A 16,033-nucleotide genomic window follows, 5' to 3' on the forward strand; every position below is an offset into this window, starting at 1 on the left:
GGTTTTGACTTCTGGTTCTTCAGCCTGCCTTCCGATCAGATCGCGATTGATGTTACAGGTGTCCAGACTTTCGATGACCTCATGGCAACCGCCAATCAGGACGGCCGGAATGTCGTCTTCCAGTTCTCAGATGATGATAGCCTCACGCTCAACCGAACGCATTTGTCTGATCTGGACGCAGATATGTTCAGCTTCCTCTGACCAATGATGCGACATTGCCTGACCCAAACAACAAAAAGCTGCCGCGTTCGGCCTGACTATCGGGCAAGCTCTTGTGGCAGGGCTTGTCGTCATCGGATTTATCGTTGCGCTATATGCCGGCGCAATGGCCGTCTTCACCGTCGCTCTCGTCCTCTTTTTGTCATGCCAGACCCGCCGCGCCGCAGCCTGACAGATGCGAACGCCGAGATCAGTTTTAATGATGAACGCGTTTGGCCATTGCTGATCATTGGTTTCGGTTCGGTCATTGCAATCACTGTCGTTCAGATGACGACCGGCTTTCTGACGTTCGACAGGTTCGGATATCGGGTGGAGGATGCTGCGCAAAATAGTGCCGTCTGTCTTTTTTGCAGGTATCGTGATGGTCTGCGCTCAGGACATTTTGATCCCGCGCCTCAAACGGCCGCTAGCGCAACTCCTGCGGACAAGTCTTCCTTTGATGTCTGGGGGATATCTTCTTCTTTTGTGATCACCCAGCGTGTTTAGCATCTACTTTGCCTTTAGTATCATCGCGCTTGGCGCTGGCGCGAGTTTCCTCGGATATCAGGCTGCCATTTCGCTCGCGGTAGGAGAAGACGAACAGGGCGGTGTCGCAGGACTGACGACTGCTGCGACTTCGGGCGGCGCGGTTATCGGGCCGTTATTGAGAACGGGGCTTTATGGGATTGCACCTGCACTCGTCTATATCGTTGGGGCACCATGCCTGTTCATGCTGACGTTCTTTGCTTGGCGAAGCTCTGCAATCGCGTCAGCACGCCTGTCTACAAACCTACCAAGCTCCAGCGCGACAACGCCGCGATAGTGTCAGTTGCAAGGCCATCACCCAATACAAGCGCTCATTCCGACACACCAATAGACCTGTAGGTATAAGTGCTGCGGGCCAATCACGTGACTGCTCGGCCACAGGCTCAAAAGGGCCGCAACGGCCTTCTCTTGGCAAAGGAGAGCAGCCAGTATGGCGGCGCGCTGCCATCCACCCAGCAAACCTGTTGATATTCGAAACGCCCTCAAAGCCAGTTGGGCGATCTGAACATCCGTGGCAGCGAAGGCGCAGGCGGTCGTCGCGCGGGCTCGCCATTGATAAAAATGAACTGATCCGGGCTGCTCGACATCCAAGGGATGGAATAAAGAGCGTTGCGACGCCTCGATATCGCAGGTTGCCAAAAAGTGTTGATCGTATCAGACCCGGCAGCCGGACAGTGCAATGCCGCAGGCATTTTCCATAACACAGCATCAACGTCTGGCGGTAACAGTTGAACGACTGTGATCTTCTTGTCCTATCCTCGTCCTTCGATTCTGATGCTAAAGCTGCGTTTGGCGCCTGGGGGTGGTGGAGGGAACGGGGCAGCCCGCTGGATGACCTGCATTGCGGCGCGGTCGAGGCGGGCCGAGCCGGAGCTTTGGACGATAGACACCCCTGCCAGCCCGCCATTCGCGGCAATCGAGAACCGGACGACCGCGATGCCGCTTGCCCGGACGCGTGGCCGTCCGATACGTGTGATACGCTGCATCACCTCGCCGGGATAATTGCTGGCAGCGGCGTTCCCAGCTGTCGCGGCTTGTCCGGTATTGCCCGATTGTTGCGGCGCGGTGGCGCTTGTGTTGCCCGTGGCGCTGCCCGCAACGGCGTCTTGTTGGCTGTTGCCGGGTGGCGGCTGAACAGGCCTTTGCGGTCGGGCGACAGGGCGTCGTGACGTCTCAACGGCGCTTTCGGTAGTGGCAGTGACCGTTTCCAATTCGACGGGAGCGAGCGTCTCGGGCTGTGCGGTCGGTGTTTGCGGCGTCAGCGTGGGGAGTGTTGGTGCCGTCGTCGCAAGGGGGACGGCAACGATGGCGGTCGTCATCTGGGCTGGCGGGCTGGGCTGCGTCTCTGTCGGTCGGGTAACTTGCGTGGATTTGCTGGGGGCGGTTTCGGCGGGCGGTAGCATTTCAGCCGCGAGCGCGGGGGCTGGTATCTGCGGCGTCTGTTTGCCCTGCACGAGATCGGCAAAGCTATTGCCCAATTGCGCATTGATCGCCCCCGTGGTCCCGACAGCAATCTCAACAGAGGGCTGCTCGTAAAACGCAACGACAAGACCAACATGCAGGGCGGCGGAAACGACGATGACCCCCGCTTTGACAAATGCTGACGACCGGATCATTGGAGCGCCCGTTCGGTGACGATGATGACGGATTGCGCGCCGCCTTCGCGCAGATTGCGGGACACGGTGACAAGTCGGTCTGCGGATAAAGCACGATCGGGGACGATGCGCACTTCGACAAGGTCGTCATCGGTCTTGTCCTGCAAAAAAGCTGCCACGTCAGGCAGCGGCGCACCCCGGTGGCTGAGACCGCCATCTGCCTTTATCACCAGCGCATCAGGCGGCTCGCGCCCTTCCAGAGCCTGCGTTTCAACCAGTTCGAGGTCCCCCTCAAGCGGTTGCGCCAGCGTGCCCGCCACCAGAAAGAAAATGAGCATCAGAAAGACAATGTTGATCAGCGCAATCGTCGGCTCGGCCTTCTTTTTGCGCGTGATCTGCCGCATCAGGACGAGCCGAGGACAGCGACGTCGAGATCCGGGAAGGCGCGCAGCGCCACCAGTAGATCGGTCAGACGTTGCGCGGTGACATCGCTTTGTAGGGCGACCAGCAGGGTTTGTCCGTCCAGCGGGTCAATCAAAAGTGCGTCAAGCGGCTGGGTCTGACCATTGATCGTCAGCCGGTCGGGGTAAAGCTGCAGGAAGATGGGCGGCGTTCCCGATGATGCGCCGCCAGCGGAGGCGGCGCTCAGCTCCACTTCCGCAAACTTCGAGAAGGTCGATGTCAGCATAAAGAACAGCAATAGCAGGAAGATGACATCAACAAGCGGCGTCATGGAAATCGCACGCCTTTGCCGCTTTACCTTAAGCATGGGCGGCTTGGCGGGGCACAGCCTCCCGCTCGGCTCGGGGGTGCAGGACGGTTTGGATAGCTTGATCAGCCACGCCGCGCTCTGCATCCATAAGGGATTCAAGCCATGAATGAATGATTGATGTCGGCATCGCGACAGCGAGTCCGGCAGCGGTGGTCATCAGGGCCACCCAGATGCCGCCTGCAAGGATCGACGGATCGACCTGAGAGCCTGCATCCTGCAATGCCTGAAATGCCTCGATCATGCCCAAAACGGTTCCAAAAAGACCCAGAAGCGGGGCCAGTTGTGCGACGTTATCGAGGATCCGCAACCCGCGTTCTAGACGGGCAAAGCGTGCTTCGGCTTCGCTGATCAGCCGATCATTATCGTCGCGCCCGGCGCCGAGCGCCATTTCCACAACAGGTGTTAGATAGCTGGTCGACCGGCTCAGATAGGCATTCGTTCCGCTATCATCGCCGGCATCCCATGCCTGCACGGCCTGCATCAGTGCGCGATGCCGCCCGACACCAGCCACGCGGAACTGCCAGAGTTTGTAGAGCGCGATGGCCAGCACAGCGATTGATGAGACCATCAGAACAACAATCACGGGTCCGCCAAGGGCGATGATCTGGCGGAGCATCTCGACGATATCGGTCACCCGAGCAACTCCACATCCGTCCGGCTGGTCAGCGCGAGGCCGGTTGCGCAAGACGTCTCTTCAGTTCCGTTGACCTCGCAGACATTGACCCCGTTGAACAGAAGCTGGCCCAAATCGGCGCATTCAAGCTGTGGCAGAACGAATTGTCGTACGCGCGGGGCATGCGCCGGAATTGCTCCAAAATCAAAGAGCGTCAGACGCTCAACCGCACCCTCGGTTGTGAAAAGCACCGTCTCAAAAACAAGCTTCTCGATATCCCGCGTGTGGGTCGTTGAGGTAACGAAGGTAAGCTGACAACCGCCTTCGGCTGGCTGAAGCGTGTTCAGTTCGATCATGATGCTGGCGCCGCCGGTTTCTTGTGCGTTAGCGAAGCTTGCCACGTGGAATAAGGCCAAAGCGGTGAGTACGGCACGCATCCATCTCTCCTTGTGCAGATTACCTGACTATTATTGTAAGTTTTGTTGGAAGGCCAGATATATGAACAAGAAACACCAACAATGCCCGGCGAAATGCCGCCAGTTCCCTAAACCGCCTGGCAATAACCAATGCCAAATACTGGTAGGAAAGCGCAAAAGAGGACCCACGGACCAGGCGCGAGACAACGTCGCACATACGCGTGTGGACATCCCTTTGAGCGACGCTAACCGTTAGACCAGCCAAGTTATGCGTCGCTCTGCGCGTAGGATAACTCCGGGGCTGCACAAGCTGACATGGTCAAGCTACTCACCTACTACAATCTGGGTTGGCAGATATGATCGAAAACCCTCTTCCAACGCGGCGCATTCTACTTACCCTGTTCGCTGGATTTGTCGTGGCGGTAGCCGCTGCCGCGAGCCATCTCTTCGTCATGCAGCGCGGAAAAGTACCGGATGATGCGTTCCACCGGGGCGCATACGTCGCTTGTGTGGTCCATTTGGCCGCCGTGGTCTGAGTGGTCGGGGCGAAAGACCGTGCGACTGTGGCGGCGCCTGTGTCAGCATTTTCAAAGCCTTCTACCGTTCGGATCTGACGATGAAGAATCTGTTTGGTCTGGATCACCATAAGCAGGTTAACCCAGCCATCAAAGATCTGGCGTCTACTGCATATTTTCACTGAATAGACCTTCGGCCAGATGCTGAGCGTGGCGACCAATACAAACACGCCCATCTTCAACCAAAATACAGTGTTCTCGAGGTGGTAGTGGCGACCAGATTCGTCGTAATAGATGCGCAAAAGGCCAAGAACGAGAAGCGCGAAAAAGGCACCTCCATAGATTGAGGCAAGTGTCCGCATATCTCGCGCGCTCACGCCCGAATAGTGCAAGGCGTGGAGCCAAGCACTGTATATACCGGAGGAATACCGAAAGCGGGTTGAAGACCACAGAACAGCGATAGTCGCTGTTGCGGGAGGCGACAAACCCATTGCCTTTATTGAGCTCAAAGCGGGTCGTCACATCGATTGCTTTTGTTGCCATTCCGATTTCGCTGGTATGGGTTTCGGACAGGCTCATTTTCACCAGTGCCTGCAGTCCGTGCATCGGAACCTCGCCCCCTTAAATGGAGGATGGGGAACCGGTATTTTTCGCTGCCACAAAATCATCGGGTCGTTCGCAGAAGCCGACGTTCGACGGACAGCGAATGTCATGTTCTTTGAAAGAAAGGGCGGCATTGCGTAGCCTTCGCGAGATAAATGTCGTTAACGGTAGACTTTCCTAAACTAAAAATGCATTTTTTTCATGAAATGTGATGAGGGAAGCCGTGCTAGACCCTGTTTCATTGAGAGCTTTTTGAAACTTATGGTCCATAGGGCGCATGATCGTCGATAGAGTCGTACGGGAGCATGTTGAAGCTGCCGCTTTTCAATGGGCGCAGTGGAAGACATTAACCGAAGAAGATCCTATCGATCAGAGCGCTGCGAAGTGGGTTTCGGATCGACTTGAATGCCATCTCGACGGCATACGTATCGCGGGATGCAACGCCTGGCCATTCATTATAGACGCGTTCGAAACCTATCCAGAAAGGGGTGAGTTGTTTGTCACATCGTTCTTGGCGCTGGAGTTACAGGACGACAAGCGCATTCAGCAAGCCGTTTCTTTTGCCAAGTTCGCTGTGGACGGGTCCATCGGTCTGAACGGTGCTTTCGAGTGGCAACCGCCAGACCTGACCAAGCACTATGTCAAAGAATGGATTGCTGAGAAGGAACCGATCAAAGCTGGAGCCGCGCTTGCTGCATTAATTGCCCACCAATACGATCCGGGTGAAGTGCTCGCGGATTTGCTTCTGCACCCCGCTTCAAAGATACGCGCCGATGCCTGTCGGCTAGCCACTGTCTGCGACCGTCAGGACCTTGTGGGTCAACTAATTGTCTCGATGAAGGATGCTCAATATGAAGTCCGTTTGGCTGCGGCGCAAGCGCTCTGCACACTTGGGCGCAATGAAGGTATAGATATCCTGAAAGCAAGTGTTCTGACTATGGGAGACAAGTGGACGAAGACCCTCCGGCTTCTCGTCACAAATGTGGACCGCACCGGTCTGGATAGTTGGCTTGCTAAACTCTATCGTTCTACTGAAACCCAAAAGATCCCGATCCGAGCGGCGGGGATGATCGGAGATACCACTTATGACAAATGGCTCATAAAACATATGGAGTCTCCCCACCTCGCCAATCACGCTGGCAAGGCCTTCTTGGAGCTTTATCCCGACGCACGGGGCGAAGATTTGTTCTCACTTGAACCCCAGGACTTTGATGCCGATTTCACGGCATTCCTGATAGAAGCAAGCGATCCGCTTCCGGTTGCCTCTCGTTTCAGAACCTGGCTGGAGCAACGGGATGTCTAATAGTATTAGCGATACTTCCGAGACTATCCTATCGCTTGTGTTGTTACCACCAGACAGAGGCGTGTAATCGAAGGTGTGGCTGCTCGAAAACGAAACACCTTTCGCGGCTGAGCGAACATGGACCCGGGACGAGAAGGGCGCCGAGTTTTGGCTGGTTGCTTTGCGGGCCTGCTTCGAAATCGATCCGAACGGGCAACAAAGGGCAGCTGCGGAACAGACAGAGGTGAAGAGATTTCCTGAATTTGCGGGCGATCCGATGACGTCCGGGCTCCGCAGCGACAGTGATTTCGCACTTTCCAAGACCGTCACCGATATTCTGGTCGAAGGCTCGGCGGTATCTGCGAATGGAGAGCCCGTCCGCGACATGCAGATCCGTTTCAAAGTCGCGGATGTCGACAAGACACTGAAGGTAGTTGGCCATCGGGGGATTTACGAAGAAGTCGGCGGCGTCGGTCTCACCGCACCGGCGCCGTTCACCGAAATGCCGATAAGATGGGAGAACGCTTTTGGGGGTTGGGATCGGACCGGGAACGAGTGGGAGGAGGCCAACCCAGTCGGTCGCGGCTTCGCAACCAAAGCCGCGCACCTGGCTGACACTCAGGCTCCCAATATCGAGTACGAGAACCGACCCTATCGCGGACATAAGGAGGGAAAACCGGCGGGTATCGGTCCGGTCGCGCATCATTGGCAGCCACGAGTGAAGTTCGCTGGGACCTATGACAAACGCTGGTCCGAGACCCGCGATCCGCTGGTTCCCCTCGACTTTGACCGACGATACTTTCACTCAGCTCCAATGGATCAGCAGACCAGCAGGGCATTGGTAGGCTATGAGAATGTCAGGTTGGCCGGTTTTTCCCAAGATGGCATACTAGGCTTCGTTCTTCCTCGATTGAGTATCGACATCATCACCAGTTTCAAGCGGGCAGCAGATGTGCGGCAGACGCCAAGTATCCATACGCTTTGGCTCTATCCCAACAAACGGCGGTTCGAGCTCGTATACTTGTCGGCGCTTGAGGTGCCTCCCGGCCGAGAAGAAAAGCTGGTCAGCTCAACGATCCGTCTTCGTCGTCGTATTGGGACACCTCAGTCAATACTGCGAAGTGGTGTCTGGACCGCTGAAACAGGATGAGTGGAGCTGTCGTGATCGGATCGGGTGCGCGGACACCTCTCGGCTACAACCGGCCTGCAAGCGTTGCGGCTGTCAGAGCAGACATATCGGTGATCACCGAACATCCCTACATGATCGACCGGTTTGGCGAACCGATGAAAGTCACCCTGGATCCTGGGCTCGACATGGCGGTAACCGGGGTTGCTCGACTTACAGAAATGGCAACTGCGGCGGCGCAGGAGGCGATCCGGCCGATCCTAGAAGCGCGTACAAAACCGTCAATTTGTATTGCATTCAGCACTGGAGAGGAACGCCCAGGACAGGGACCCGAGGTGGCCGCGCAAGTGGCAACAGGACTACAAAGAACGCTCGGGGACGTCATCACCATTACTAAGGTCGTTCATTGGATGGGCGGTCACTCCGGTGGTATCGCCGCGATGCAGGCAGCGCTCAACTTGCTCGACCGAGATGGGATCGACATTGTGCTTGCTGGTGGCGTCGAAAGCTACCTTAACGCTGAAACGTTGGAATGGCTCGACGATATCGAACAACTTCATTCCAACAACAACCTCTACGGTTTTTGCCCTGGAGAAGCGGCGGGCTTTGTGGCTCTGACACGAGCAAACATGGCAAAACGTCTCGGCATCCGGCCGCTGCTCGGGTTACTGTCCGCCGGGTCGGGTCAAGAAAAGAATCTCATCAAGACAGAGGATATCGTCCTAGGTGAAGGGTTGTCAGACGCCTTTAAAAATGCGGCGGTGGACCTGCCAGAAGGCGCGCAGATTGACCGGATCATATGCGATATGAACGGCGAGCGGTATCGCGGTAATGAATACGGTTTTGCGGCACTCAAGACGTCCGGCCTGTTCCGGGACGCCGCGGACTTTGAAGCACCAGCCGATTGTTGGGGGGACCTTGGCGCAGCGTCGGGCCCGTTGTATACAGCAATAGTGATCGAGGCAGAGGCACGTGGCTATGCAAAAGGGCCACTTAGTATGATCTGGGCCAGTTCCGAGGCTGGCCGCCGTGACGCCGCAATTCTGAGCCGCGTGGGAGCAATGTGATGCCAAGCCATATCGTGGTCAACAGTTTGGGCCTGACCTACAAGAGCACCATCGGCATTTCGACAGCCACAATCCCGGATGTCTGCAAGACACCCTCTCCCGGCGGGCCGGTTCCGATCCCATATCCAAACATTGCCCAACAATCATCCTTAAAGGGCGGCACCAAAACGGTAAAGGCCAAGGGCAAGATGATTGCCATCAAAGGCTCGCAATACGGGTCGTCAAACGGCGACGAACCGGGCACGGCGGGTGGTGTAAAGTCCAACGTCAACATGAAGGCGACCGACTGGATCACCTATTCCTTCGACGTCAAGATGGACGGAAAGAATGCCTGCCGCCATACGGATAAGAAATTTCACAACAATAAGAATGCTGCGGATCTGGCGGGTAATGTCGATCCAGGAAACCCTGGAAGCAATCCGCTTGTCATCGACTGCAAAAATGCCCCTGCAAGCAGCAAGAAGAAGTTTACGGATTGCGAGAAAGAGGAAATCTGCGCGAAGTGCGCGCATATTAATAAACGCGCCAATTCAGCAATTGCAAAGCCAAAAAGAGGAAAAAAACACACCGGCCCCTTTGCCGGTCACAAGCGTGTACCAAAAGCAACTTATCGGAAGAACAGGAAAGCGGGCAACAAGATCTGTGCCAAGCTGAATCGAGCAGCGCGACAGGGAAAACCAGCAAACTTAGGGTTCCATGACGGGGTTTCCAAGAAGTGCAAAGCAGAACTGAAGAAAAAAGCAAAAGCAAATAACTACAAAGGCTTTAGCGCTGATCACTCCAACGAAATCCAAATTGGGGGACACCCAACCGCTTCACAGAACCTCAGATGGATGTCAAGCCGACCAAATTCATGGATGGGCGGACAGATGAAGAAATTCATGTGCCCAAGGGATAATAGGGGTCGGACAAAGGGTGGCCCCCACACTGGCGTTAAACCGAATTGCTGCTGAATTGGGAGTTTGTGATGGACATAACTGCATTAGTCGAAAAGCTTCATAGTGCGCATCAGACTTACGAAAAGCTTGTGTTCGATGAGGACTATGACGGAGTATTGGGTAAACCGGCCTCTTTAGTACATATAAATGAACTGGAAAAGAGGATCGGCATCACGCTGCCTCAAAACTATAAGGCGTTTCTTCTCCGACATGATGGATGGGCGAATTTTGATGGAGAGGGAAAGCTGCTGTCAGTCGGTGATCATGCGGCAGAGTGGGTAAAGTCCACCGTTGCCGAGTGGTCCGATATTTGGGAAAGCGAAGACCCGAACCCGTTTGCCAACGGTGCTGTGCCAATAATGCTAGGTGAGGATATAGAGAATTTTCTTGTTCTCAACCCCACAAAGAGAAACCACGAGAATGAACCTGTTTTCGAACTCTACGACGCAATGGAGCTTGAAGACACGTTCCAGACATTCTTCGACTATCTGACGCAAGAATTCGAGACCCTTGATGAGATGATAAAAGATGAACAGGACGGAATTCATGAAGACGACGATTGATTATTGATGACGCTCCCTCAGAGGCTCCAAGGTCCGATCGTAATTGATAATATCGCGGTTTTGCGCGTAAAGCTCGACTTGACCGTCTATTTCAGCACTTTGGATGTGGAAACGTTTGAGAATCTGGTGAGAATGTATGCGCAACTCGAGGAAGGTGCATCAGACGGGCTGTATAAGATCGCAGAAAAGGAGGAATGGCTGCCGGTTGCGCGTCCTGAGTTGACGGCCAGTGGGCGGCAGGTGGCCCAAAACGGCGGCCCGTCGCCGATTTTGGAACCTGTAAGGCGAAGAATAACCTCTGACCGTGCTTTTGAATTCCGCCTGTGGGATGGAAAGGAAATTGACGAAGAGTATAGCTGGAGTTTTTCCTCTCACAGTATTAAGTTTCGCAATCTTGGATCGAGAGCATATGCAAGATTCCTGATGCCCGCAAAGACAAATCCCGACCTTGTTAGCCAACTGGCCTTTCGGATTGCCGACACATGCCCATTCAGTTTCTTTCATGCAGGTTTTACCTTTTCGTACTACCCGTGGGAAAAAGACCAAGCTTTCGATGAGATATTCCGACTGTCACGGCGGTTTTGGTGTATTGATATCGAAGATATCGCAGGCACGCTTGCCTTGGAGAACTTCTCACTGAAGACAATCGGGTGGTTGACTGGCGTAGGAAATGATTTCTGTGTGTCATCTAAGAGTATCGAAGATGTGAGTTATAGTGCGGCACGTTTCGGCACGGTGTACAGAGTTGGCGAGGCACCGAGTGTTGGCGACGTCAACAGACCGAATGGCATTCCAGCGGCCTACTTTTGTCTAGCGCAGTCTTTGGAGTCAATTCTCTGCGATGATCACCCGGAATTTGATGGATCTTACTTTGGGGCAGAAGACAATACGAATCGTTGGATAAAACGGTTCATCGAGCCGGAGCGCTGGCGATAGACTTTTGGTCCGAATGAATTCGGTAATTTCTCGGCAATGGAAACAACTGTCAAAACGACGATTCAGGCCAATTCAACTTCACCAACCTGCCCTGGGCAATTTCGCCACTGGCGCCCAGTCCGCATTCCCGGATCGTCACCCGACCATCGCTTTTCATGATTGTCTAGGCTTTACATGTGAGATCAGGAAGCATTTCGTTCCGAATATGGCCCCACCAAAGAACAACCCTGGCGACAGCCCGCCAAAGAGTGTCATCGGGCTGGGGTCAAGATCGTCCGCCATCTCGGGCAAGAGGATTGCATAGGCGTAACAAAGCGCGCTTTCGCCCATGATCTGCATTAAGCTCAGCGCGATCGCCGGACGATAGTCGTCACGGTGAAGTAGCCAAACGCTCACCCCGCTGGCAGGCCGCGATAGGCGCAGCGGCCAGCGACCCATGTACCACAAATGGCAGGTGTGACGCCTTCAGACCAGTCGACCACGACCAGGTCTGCACGTTTGCCCACGACGATCTGCCCGCGATCTATCAGCCCCATAGACCGGGCGGGCCCATCAGATACAAGCGACCATAGCGTGCTCCGGTCTGCCCGCTTTTCGGCGTCCATCTTTGCGACAGCTGCAAGCATTGCCGGGTAGAAGTAGTCAGAGGCCAGCGCGTCACACAATCCGGCTTCAACCATGTCGCCTGCACCAAGCGAGCCAATATGGCTGCCGCCGCGCGCGCCGTTTGGTGCGCCAAAGATGATCATGTCGCCATTGGCCCGCGCCGCCTGTGCCGCTTCAATCACCATCGGGAACTCGGCTGTGGTCGCCCCCAGATCGCGAAAATAGGTACGTGTTTCGGTGCGGGTATCGTCGTGACTGAGCATTGGGGCACCTACGGCTTTACCCGCCTCGGCGACCTTGGCAATGGCGGTCGGGACATCGTTACGTCGGCCCCAAACCTTACGCAACAACTCAAGATAGCTGTCTTCATCCATCCCGGACCGCTTTGCATGCCCTGCCGTTCGTTGCCGCAAGCGATCATCATCAAGCGAGGCTGTGCTGAAATCGGGGCTATGTTCAAAAGCCCGGTCCTGAATTGAGGTGTCAAAGGCGCGCATGGTCATTGACGTATGGTCGTTGAATGCAATGGAGGGCGTCAGTGGGGCCTCAAGCGCCCATTGAATTGTCTCCCAAGCCTCATCAAAGGCAAAAGTTTCCCAACGTAACTGTATCCGATTTTCAACGGTGAGGCGCGATGCGAGGTCGATAAGCGCCTGAATCAGGGTCCGGCCCCGCGCGACAGCGCGCAGCCCCGGTTCCCATCCCAGCGTGACCGCGTGATAGGCAGTGGCAATTCCGTTCGCAGCAAGCTGGCGGTCAGTATCCAGCACTGCAACCTCGGTAGGAAAATAGGTATTCGGGCGTGGCATCAACTGTCGCTCGAACGCGTCACCGTGCACGTCGACCATCGCTGGAGCAAGGATCAGGCCGCGTGCGTCAACGACCTCTCCCTGCACCGGACCGCCGATTTCAGCAATCGTGCCATTGTCCACCGTCACTGTTGTTTCGGCGATCATACCCGGAAGAAAGACCGCAGCGCCTTGAAACGTGAATGTCATCAGAGCCGTTCCAGAGTCAGATGCCAGTGATAGGAGCCCGGCCTTTCATGTTCCTGATCACGCAACGCAATCACCTCGAACCCTGAAAATAGCGCAACCAGTTCGGCAGCGGAACAGTAGTAGTGAGGATGTACTTTGTCCGTTTCAGGACTGTCAAAAACCCAGGTATTTTGGCTGATCTCATTTCCTTCGGCCTTTGCCTGTTCGTATGGCAAGCGCCGCTTGGACAGCATCGTACCCAGATAGGTGCCACCCGGTTTCAGCACGCGGCGGATTTCAGCGATGGTCCGCAGCAGGATGTCTTCATCCCCGTGATAGATCACATTCCAGCTCAGCACATGGTCAAAGCTGGCATCGTCAAAGGGCAGCGCATGCATGCGCGCCTCGACGGTTTCGACACTGCCAAACCGCGCAATCTCGACAAGCCCTTCGGGCGCTGCGTCCAAAGCGGTGACCTGATGCCCGCGCTCGGCTATCCAAAGCGCGTGCCGCCCGACACCGGCGCCAAGGTCAAGAACCCGCGATCCGGGCGCGAACGCTTCGGCCCATGCGGTTACGTCGGGCTCGGGCGTCAGCCATTTGCTGCCAGCTTCAATATTGGCCCATTGATCGTTCCAATGGGCGTCGGCGGTATCCGTTTTCAACGCTGCTCTCCGATGATTTTTGTGCGGGCCCAGCCGCTGAGTTGTTCGATGGCGATGACCACGACCGCGATCATCAGGATCACGGTCATCGCGGTGGGATAGTCGAAGAGATCGAACCCCACTTTCAGTTCAATGCCGATACCTCCCGCGCCCACAAGGCCGAGGATGGTGGAGGATCGCACCGCCTTTTCCAGCGCGAAAAGCGAGGTAGAGATAAAGGCCGGCATCGCCGCAGGGATTGCCGCGCAGGCCACCACGTCGATCTTGCGGGCGCCGGTGGCGGTAAGACTTTCGGCTGGGCCTTTGTCCGTTCCTTCCATGTCGTCTGCAAAAAAGCGCCCGCAAAAGCCGATGGTGTCGACGGCAATGGCCAGCATGCCCGCGAAAGGCCCAAGCCCTACGGCCACCACAAAAACGAGCGCCCAGGCGATATCTGGGACTGCCCGGATGAAGCCAAGGATGTTGCGCACGATCTGGTTGACCCAAACGCCCGCAATCAGCCCGCGTGCCGCCAAGAGTGCCACGGGCACCGACAGGATCACCCCGATCACCGCACCCGCAACGGCGATCTGCAAGGTCTCAACCATCTTCCATCCCAGCCGCACCAGCGTCTGCGGGTCAGTATTGGGCGGGAAGGCACGATCCAGAAAATCGGCAAAGCGCGGCGGGGCGGTGGCCATCTTCTCAAGCGAGAACCCGGCACCGGCAAGGCACCAGACGATCAGCGTCAGCCCCAGCACATAGCCGATAAAGGCAAAGACAGAGGGGCGTTCGATCCGGGTGGGTGCGGCAAGGCTAGTCATAAAGCCCCCGCAAATCTGACGCGCTGAGTGACGCGGCGGTGGCGTCCAGCATGATCGCCCCCTCCGCAAGGCCCAGCACGCGGTCCCCATAATGCAGGGCATGTTCGATATTGTGCGAGGTGAAGACTACCGTGACGCCTTCGTCGCGCGCCAGCTGAAAGAACAACTCCATCACATCTTCGCCTGCCGCGGGGTCAAGCGAGGCGCAGGGTTCATCGGCGATCAACACTTCGGGGTTGCCGACAATGGCGCGGGCGATGGCGACACGTTGTGATTGACCACCAGACAGCCGGTCGGCGCGGCGCAGGGCAAAATCGCTCAAGCCCACCTTTTCCAACGCGCGCATCCCCGCATCGCGTGAGGCAGCGGGAGCGAACATATGGCTCCAATGCCGCATACCCGGATTGCGTCCCAAAAGGCCGTGGCTGACATTCGACAAAACGCTCAGCCGGGGCACCAGATTGTGCTTTTGCGAAACCAGCCCGATCCGGGCGCGCAGGCTGCGCATGGCCTTGCCCTGCAGACCGGTCGTGTCCTGATCCAGCAACACGACTTTGCCGTCACTCACAGGGATCAGCCCCATCAGGCAACGCAGCAGCGTCGATTTTCCGGTGCCATTCGCACCAACAAGCGCCACTGCCTCACCCCGCGCGAGACGAAAACTGACATCGGAAAAGATCCGCGTCTCGCCGAACGACTTGGCGATGCGCTCCGCCGCGATATCAACGGCAGGCACCGGGAAGCTGACCTCCCCGGCTACCACGGGCCGCGCAGGCGCGACCGGTTTTTCCAGCAGATCAGTCACCGATGAAGTTGTCGAACTGCGGGTAACCTGCATTGCTGTACATGGAGCGCACGTAATCATAGGCGCTGTCTTCAATCGCCACGAGGTCCATGCCGACATATTTGTCGTTCTCTTCATGGGCCGTGATGCCCGCGATGATCGCTTCCTTGTTTTCAAGGATCGCAGTTTGGACCAGCTGCGCTGCTTCCTCAGGCACATGCGCACCGACCATGATCATGTCGTTGGGCAGGTCACCCGAACGGCCGATCATCTTGAAGAAGCCGTAGGGCAGATCGGTCTCCGAATTGCGCACGTTCAGCCAGCTGCCAGCATTTGACCCGATGGCATCAACCTCACCATTCTTCAGTGCTTCGTGGGCGATGTTCCGGCTAGTGTGGATTTTTTCGATATCGTTGACCGGGTCCACGCCGTGATCGGCGAGAACCTGCATCGGGCACAGCATGTTCGAGGTGGAGCCGATATCGCCAAAGGCCACGGTCTTGCCCACGAGATCCTGCATCGTGTTGATGCCGCTATCAGCGCGGGTGATGATGGCGCAATGATAGTCGGGACGACCCAGACCGATCAGCGGGGTGGCGTCAGTCAGCTTGTTGATGACGACGTATTCAGCCGGACCGGAGACGACGAAATCAACCGTTTCGCCGCGCAAAGCCTCGGCGGCGGCAGTGCGGGAGTTCACGGCGTAGAATTCAAACGTCTCGCCTGTTGCCGCTTCCAATGCTTCCTTGAATGGGCCCCATTCGAGCTGCAAACGCTCCATCCCTTCCACATCGGTCACTGCGATTGACCATGTGTCGGCAAAGGACGCGACAGCGGATGCGGTCGCAAAACCCAGGCCAAGAACAACAGATTTGAATTTCATGACAGCCTCCATTGAAAATTCATTCGGATGAATCATTTTAGGTGTGGCAGTTGAGCAAAGCTTTCATGAAAGATTTGTGAAACCCGCTATGTTTGGAAATGTGACACAGGACTGTCACAGAGCCGGGTTACCCCAAATTCATTCG

At 56.2% G+C, this 16,033-nt stretch carries 20 protein-coding genes; 9 read left to right on the forward strand and 11 right to left on the reverse strand.

Annotation, left to right across the window (positions count from 1 at the left end; translation table 11 throughout):
- Together SLH49_RS21100 and SLH49_RS21105 are read left to right on the forward strand one after the other, a co-directional pair.
- Positions 1–201, forward strand: a 201-nt coding sequence (locus SLH49_RS21100; protein WP_320271126.1) for a hypothetical protein, incomplete at its 5' end; no start/stop codon positions are given.
- Between the two features lie 162 nt (positions 202–363).
- On the forward strand, positions 364–705 hold the full coding sequence (locus SLH49_RS21105; RefSeq protein ID WP_320271127.1) for a hypothetical protein: 342 nt from the start codon (positions 364–366) through the stop codon (positions 703–705).
- Between the two features lie 791 nt (positions 706–1,496).
- On the opposite strand, the gene SLH49_RS21110 is transcribed toward SLH49_RS21105, so the two are convergent.
- The 6 genes from SLH49_RS21110 to SLH49_RS22425 all read right to left on the reverse strand — a co-directional run bounded on the left by SLH49_RS21110 (position 1,497) and on the right by SLH49_RS22425 (position 5,146).
- Entirely contained in the window at positions 1,497–2,360 is an 864-nt protein-coding gene (locus SLH49_RS21110) for a TonB family protein (RefSeq protein ID WP_320271128.1), read from the reverse strand.
- Positions 2,357–2,743 (reverse strand): ExbD/TolR family protein, encoded by a 387-nt coding sequence (locus SLH49_RS21115; RefSeq protein ID WP_320271129.1) that lies wholly within the window; start codon positions 2,741–2,743, stop codon positions 2,357–2,359. Before SLH49_RS21115 ends, SLH49_RS21110 begins: the two co-directional genes overlap by 4 nt.
- A complete protein-coding gene (locus SLH49_RS21120; RefSeq protein WP_320271130.1) occupies positions 2,743–3,108 on the reverse strand; it encodes a biopolymer transporter ExbD in 366 nt (121 codons plus the stop codon). The genes SLH49_RS21115 and SLH49_RS21120 overlap by 1 nt, the downstream gene beginning before the upstream one ends.
- Positions 3,101–3,727, reverse strand: coding sequence for a MotA/TolQ/ExbB proton channel family protein (locus SLH49_RS21125; protein WP_320271187.1), 627 nt, complete (start codon positions 3,725–3,727; stop codon positions 3,101–3,103). The genes SLH49_RS21120 and SLH49_RS21125 overlap by 8 nt, the downstream gene beginning before the upstream one ends.
- Positions 3,728–3,741: 14 nt before the next feature.
- Positions 3,742–4,161 (reverse strand): hypothetical protein, encoded by a 420-nt coding sequence (locus SLH49_RS21130; protein WP_320271131.1) that lies wholly within the window; start codon positions 4,159–4,161, stop codon positions 3,742–3,744.
- 307 nt (positions 4,162–4,468) lie between these two features.
- Positions 4,469–5,146 (reverse strand): DUF2214 family protein, encoded by a 678-nt coding sequence (locus SLH49_RS22425; RefSeq protein WP_413785320.1) that lies wholly within the window; start codon positions 5,144–5,146, stop codon positions 4,469–4,471.
- Between SLH49_RS22425 and SLH49_RS22430 the strand changes: the two genes are divergently transcribed.
- The 7 genes from SLH49_RS22430 to SLH49_RS21160 all read left to right on the forward strand — a co-directional run bounded on the left by SLH49_RS22430 (position 5,070) and on the right by SLH49_RS21160 (position 11,170).
- Positions 5,070–5,399, forward strand: a complete 330-nt coding sequence (locus SLH49_RS22430) for a hypothetical protein (RefSeq protein ID WP_413785321.1) — start codon at positions 5,070–5,072, stop codon at positions 5,397–5,399. The two genes, SLH49_RS22425 and SLH49_RS22430, sit on opposite strands and share 77 nt — an antisense overlap.
- A gap of 136 nt (positions 5,400–5,535) precedes the next feature.
- Positions 5,536–6,561, forward strand: coding sequence for a hypothetical protein (locus SLH49_RS21135; RefSeq protein WP_320271132.1), 1,026 nt, complete (start codon positions 5,536–5,538; stop codon positions 6,559–6,561).
- 73 nt (positions 6,562–6,634) lie between these two features.
- Positions 6,635–7,690 (forward strand): DUF2169 domain-containing protein, encoded by a 1,056-nt coding sequence (locus SLH49_RS21140; RefSeq protein ID WP_320271133.1) that lies wholly within the window; start codon positions 6,635–6,637, stop codon positions 7,688–7,690.
- 110 nt (positions 7,691–7,800) lie between these two features.
- On the forward strand, positions 7,801–8,733 hold the full coding sequence (locus SLH49_RS21145) for a beta-ketoacyl synthase N-terminal-like domain-containing protein (RefSeq protein ID WP_320271134.1): 933 nt from the start codon (positions 7,801–7,803) through the stop codon (positions 8,731–8,733).
- On the forward strand, positions 8,733–9,686 hold the full coding sequence (locus tag SLH49_RS21150) for a DUF4150 domain-containing protein (RefSeq protein ID WP_320271135.1): 954 nt from the start codon (positions 8,733–8,735) through the stop codon (positions 9,684–9,686). Before SLH49_RS21145 ends, SLH49_RS21150 begins: the two co-directional genes overlap by 1 nt.
- A 14-nt stretch (positions 9,687–9,700) precedes the next feature.
- Positions 9,701–10,234, forward strand: a complete 534-nt coding sequence (locus SLH49_RS21155) for an SMI1/KNR4 family protein (RefSeq protein ID WP_320271136.1) — start codon at positions 9,701–9,703, stop codon at positions 10,232–10,234.
- A 6-nt stretch (positions 10,235–10,240) separates the two neighbouring features.
- A complete protein-coding gene (locus tag SLH49_RS21160; protein ID WP_320271137.1) occupies positions 10,241–11,170 on the forward strand; it encodes a type VI immunity family protein in 930 nt (309 codons plus the stop codon).
- Positions 11,171–11,562: 392 nt separating this feature from the next.
- Here SLH49_RS21160 and SLH49_RS21165 read toward each other — a convergent pair whose 3' ends face one another.
- The 5 genes from SLH49_RS21165 to SLH49_RS21185 are packed head-to-tail and all read right to left on the reverse strand — an operon-like array spanning position 11,563 to position 15,888.
- Positions 11,563–12,774 carry an alpha-D-ribose 1-methylphosphonate 5-triphosphate diphosphatase gene (locus tag SLH49_RS21165; RefSeq protein ID WP_320271138.1) on the reverse strand — a complete coding sequence of 404 codons (1,212 nt, stop codon included), beginning with the start codon at positions 12,772–12,774 and terminating at the stop codon, positions 11,563–11,565.
- Positions 12,774–13,418: a class I SAM-dependent methyltransferase gene (locus SLH49_RS21170; protein ID WP_320271139.1), complete on the reverse strand. Its 645-nt coding sequence runs from the start codon at positions 13,416–13,418 to the stop codon at positions 12,774–12,776. Before SLH49_RS21170 ends, SLH49_RS21165 begins: the two co-directional genes overlap by 1 nt.
- Complete coding sequence (phnE, locus tag SLH49_RS21175) at positions 13,415–14,221, reverse strand: phosphonate ABC transporter, permease protein PhnE (protein ID WP_320271140.1); 807 nt, start codon at positions 14,219–14,221, stop codon at positions 13,415–13,417. The genes SLH49_RS21170 and phnE overlap by 4 nt, the downstream gene beginning before the upstream one ends.
- A complete protein-coding gene (locus tag SLH49_RS21180; RefSeq protein ID WP_320271141.1) occupies positions 14,214–15,026 on the reverse strand; it encodes a phosphonate ABC transporter ATP-binding protein in 813 nt (270 codons plus the stop codon). The genes phnE and SLH49_RS21180 overlap by 8 nt, the downstream gene beginning before the upstream one ends.
- Positions 15,019–15,888, reverse strand: coding sequence for a PhnD/SsuA/transferrin family substrate-binding protein (locus SLH49_RS21185; protein ID WP_320271142.1), 870 nt, complete (start codon positions 15,886–15,888; stop codon positions 15,019–15,021). The genes SLH49_RS21180 and SLH49_RS21185 overlap by 8 nt, the downstream gene beginning before the upstream one ends.
- Positions 15,889–16,033: the final 145 nt, after the last annotated feature.

The organism is Cognatiyoonia sp. IB215446 (assembly GCF_033963825.1).
Classification (GTDB): domain Bacteria; phylum Pseudomonadota; class Alphaproteobacteria; order Rhodobacterales; family Rhodobacteraceae; genus Yoonia.

Excerpts from the sequence above, each read along its gene's own strand:
- SLH49_RS21105 (WP_320271127.1), top strand. The coding sequence starts at position 364 with ATGCCAGACCCGCCGCGCCGCAGCCTGACAGATGCGAACGCCGAGATC.
- SLH49_RS21110 (WP_320271128.1), bottom strand. The coding sequence starts at position 2,360 with ATGATCCGGTCGTCAGCATTTGTCAAAGCGGGGGTCATCGTCGTTTCC.
- SLH49_RS21115 (WP_320271129.1), bottom strand. The coding sequence starts at position 2,743 with ATGCGGCAGATCACGCGCAAAAAGAAGGCCGAGCCGACGATTGCGCTG.
- SLH49_RS21120 (WP_320271130.1), bottom strand. The coding sequence starts at position 3,108 with ATGCTTAAGGTAAAGCGGCAAAGGCGTGCGATTTCCATGACGCCGCTT.
- SLH49_RS21125 (WP_320271187.1), bottom strand. The coding sequence starts at position 3,727 with ATGCTCCGCCAGATCATCGCCCTTGGCGGACCCGTGATTGTTGTTCTG.
- SLH49_RS21130 (WP_320271131.1), bottom strand. The coding sequence starts at position 4,161 with ATGCGTGCCGTACTCACCGCTTTGGCCTTATTCCACGTGGCAAGCTTC.
- SLH49_RS22425 (WP_413785320.1), bottom strand. The coding sequence starts at position 5,146 with ATGGGTTTGTCGCCTCCCGCAACAGCGACTATCGCTGTTCTGTGGTCT.
- SLH49_RS21135 (WP_320271132.1), top strand. The coding sequence starts at position 5,536 with ATGATCGTCGATAGAGTCGTACGGGAGCATGTTGAAGCTGCCGCTTTT.
- SLH49_RS21145 (WP_320271134.1), top strand. The coding sequence starts at position 7,801 with ATGATCGACCGGTTTGGCGAACCGATGAAAGTCACCCTGGATCCTGGG.
- SLH49_RS21150 (WP_320271135.1), top strand. The coding sequence starts at position 8,733 with ATGCCAAGCCATATCGTGGTCAACAGTTTGGGCCTGACCTACAAGAGC.
- SLH49_RS21155 (WP_320271136.1), top strand. The coding sequence starts at position 9,701 with ATGGACATAACTGCATTAGTCGAAAAGCTTCATAGTGCGCATCAGACT.
- SLH49_RS21160 (WP_320271137.1), top strand. The coding sequence starts at position 10,241 with ATGACGCTCCCTCAGAGGCTCCAAGGTCCGATCGTAATTGATAATATC.
- SLH49_RS21165 (WP_320271138.1), bottom strand. The coding sequence starts at position 12,774 with ATGACATTCACGTTTCAAGGCGCTGCGGTCTTTCTTCCGGGTATGATC.
- phnE (WP_320271140.1), bottom strand. The coding sequence starts at position 14,221 with ATGACTAGCCTTGCCGCACCCACCCGGATCGAACGCCCCTCTGTCTTT.
- SLH49_RS21185 (WP_320271142.1), bottom strand. The coding sequence starts at position 15,888 with ATGAAATTCAAATCTGTTGTTCTTGGCCTGGGTTTTGCGACCGCATCC.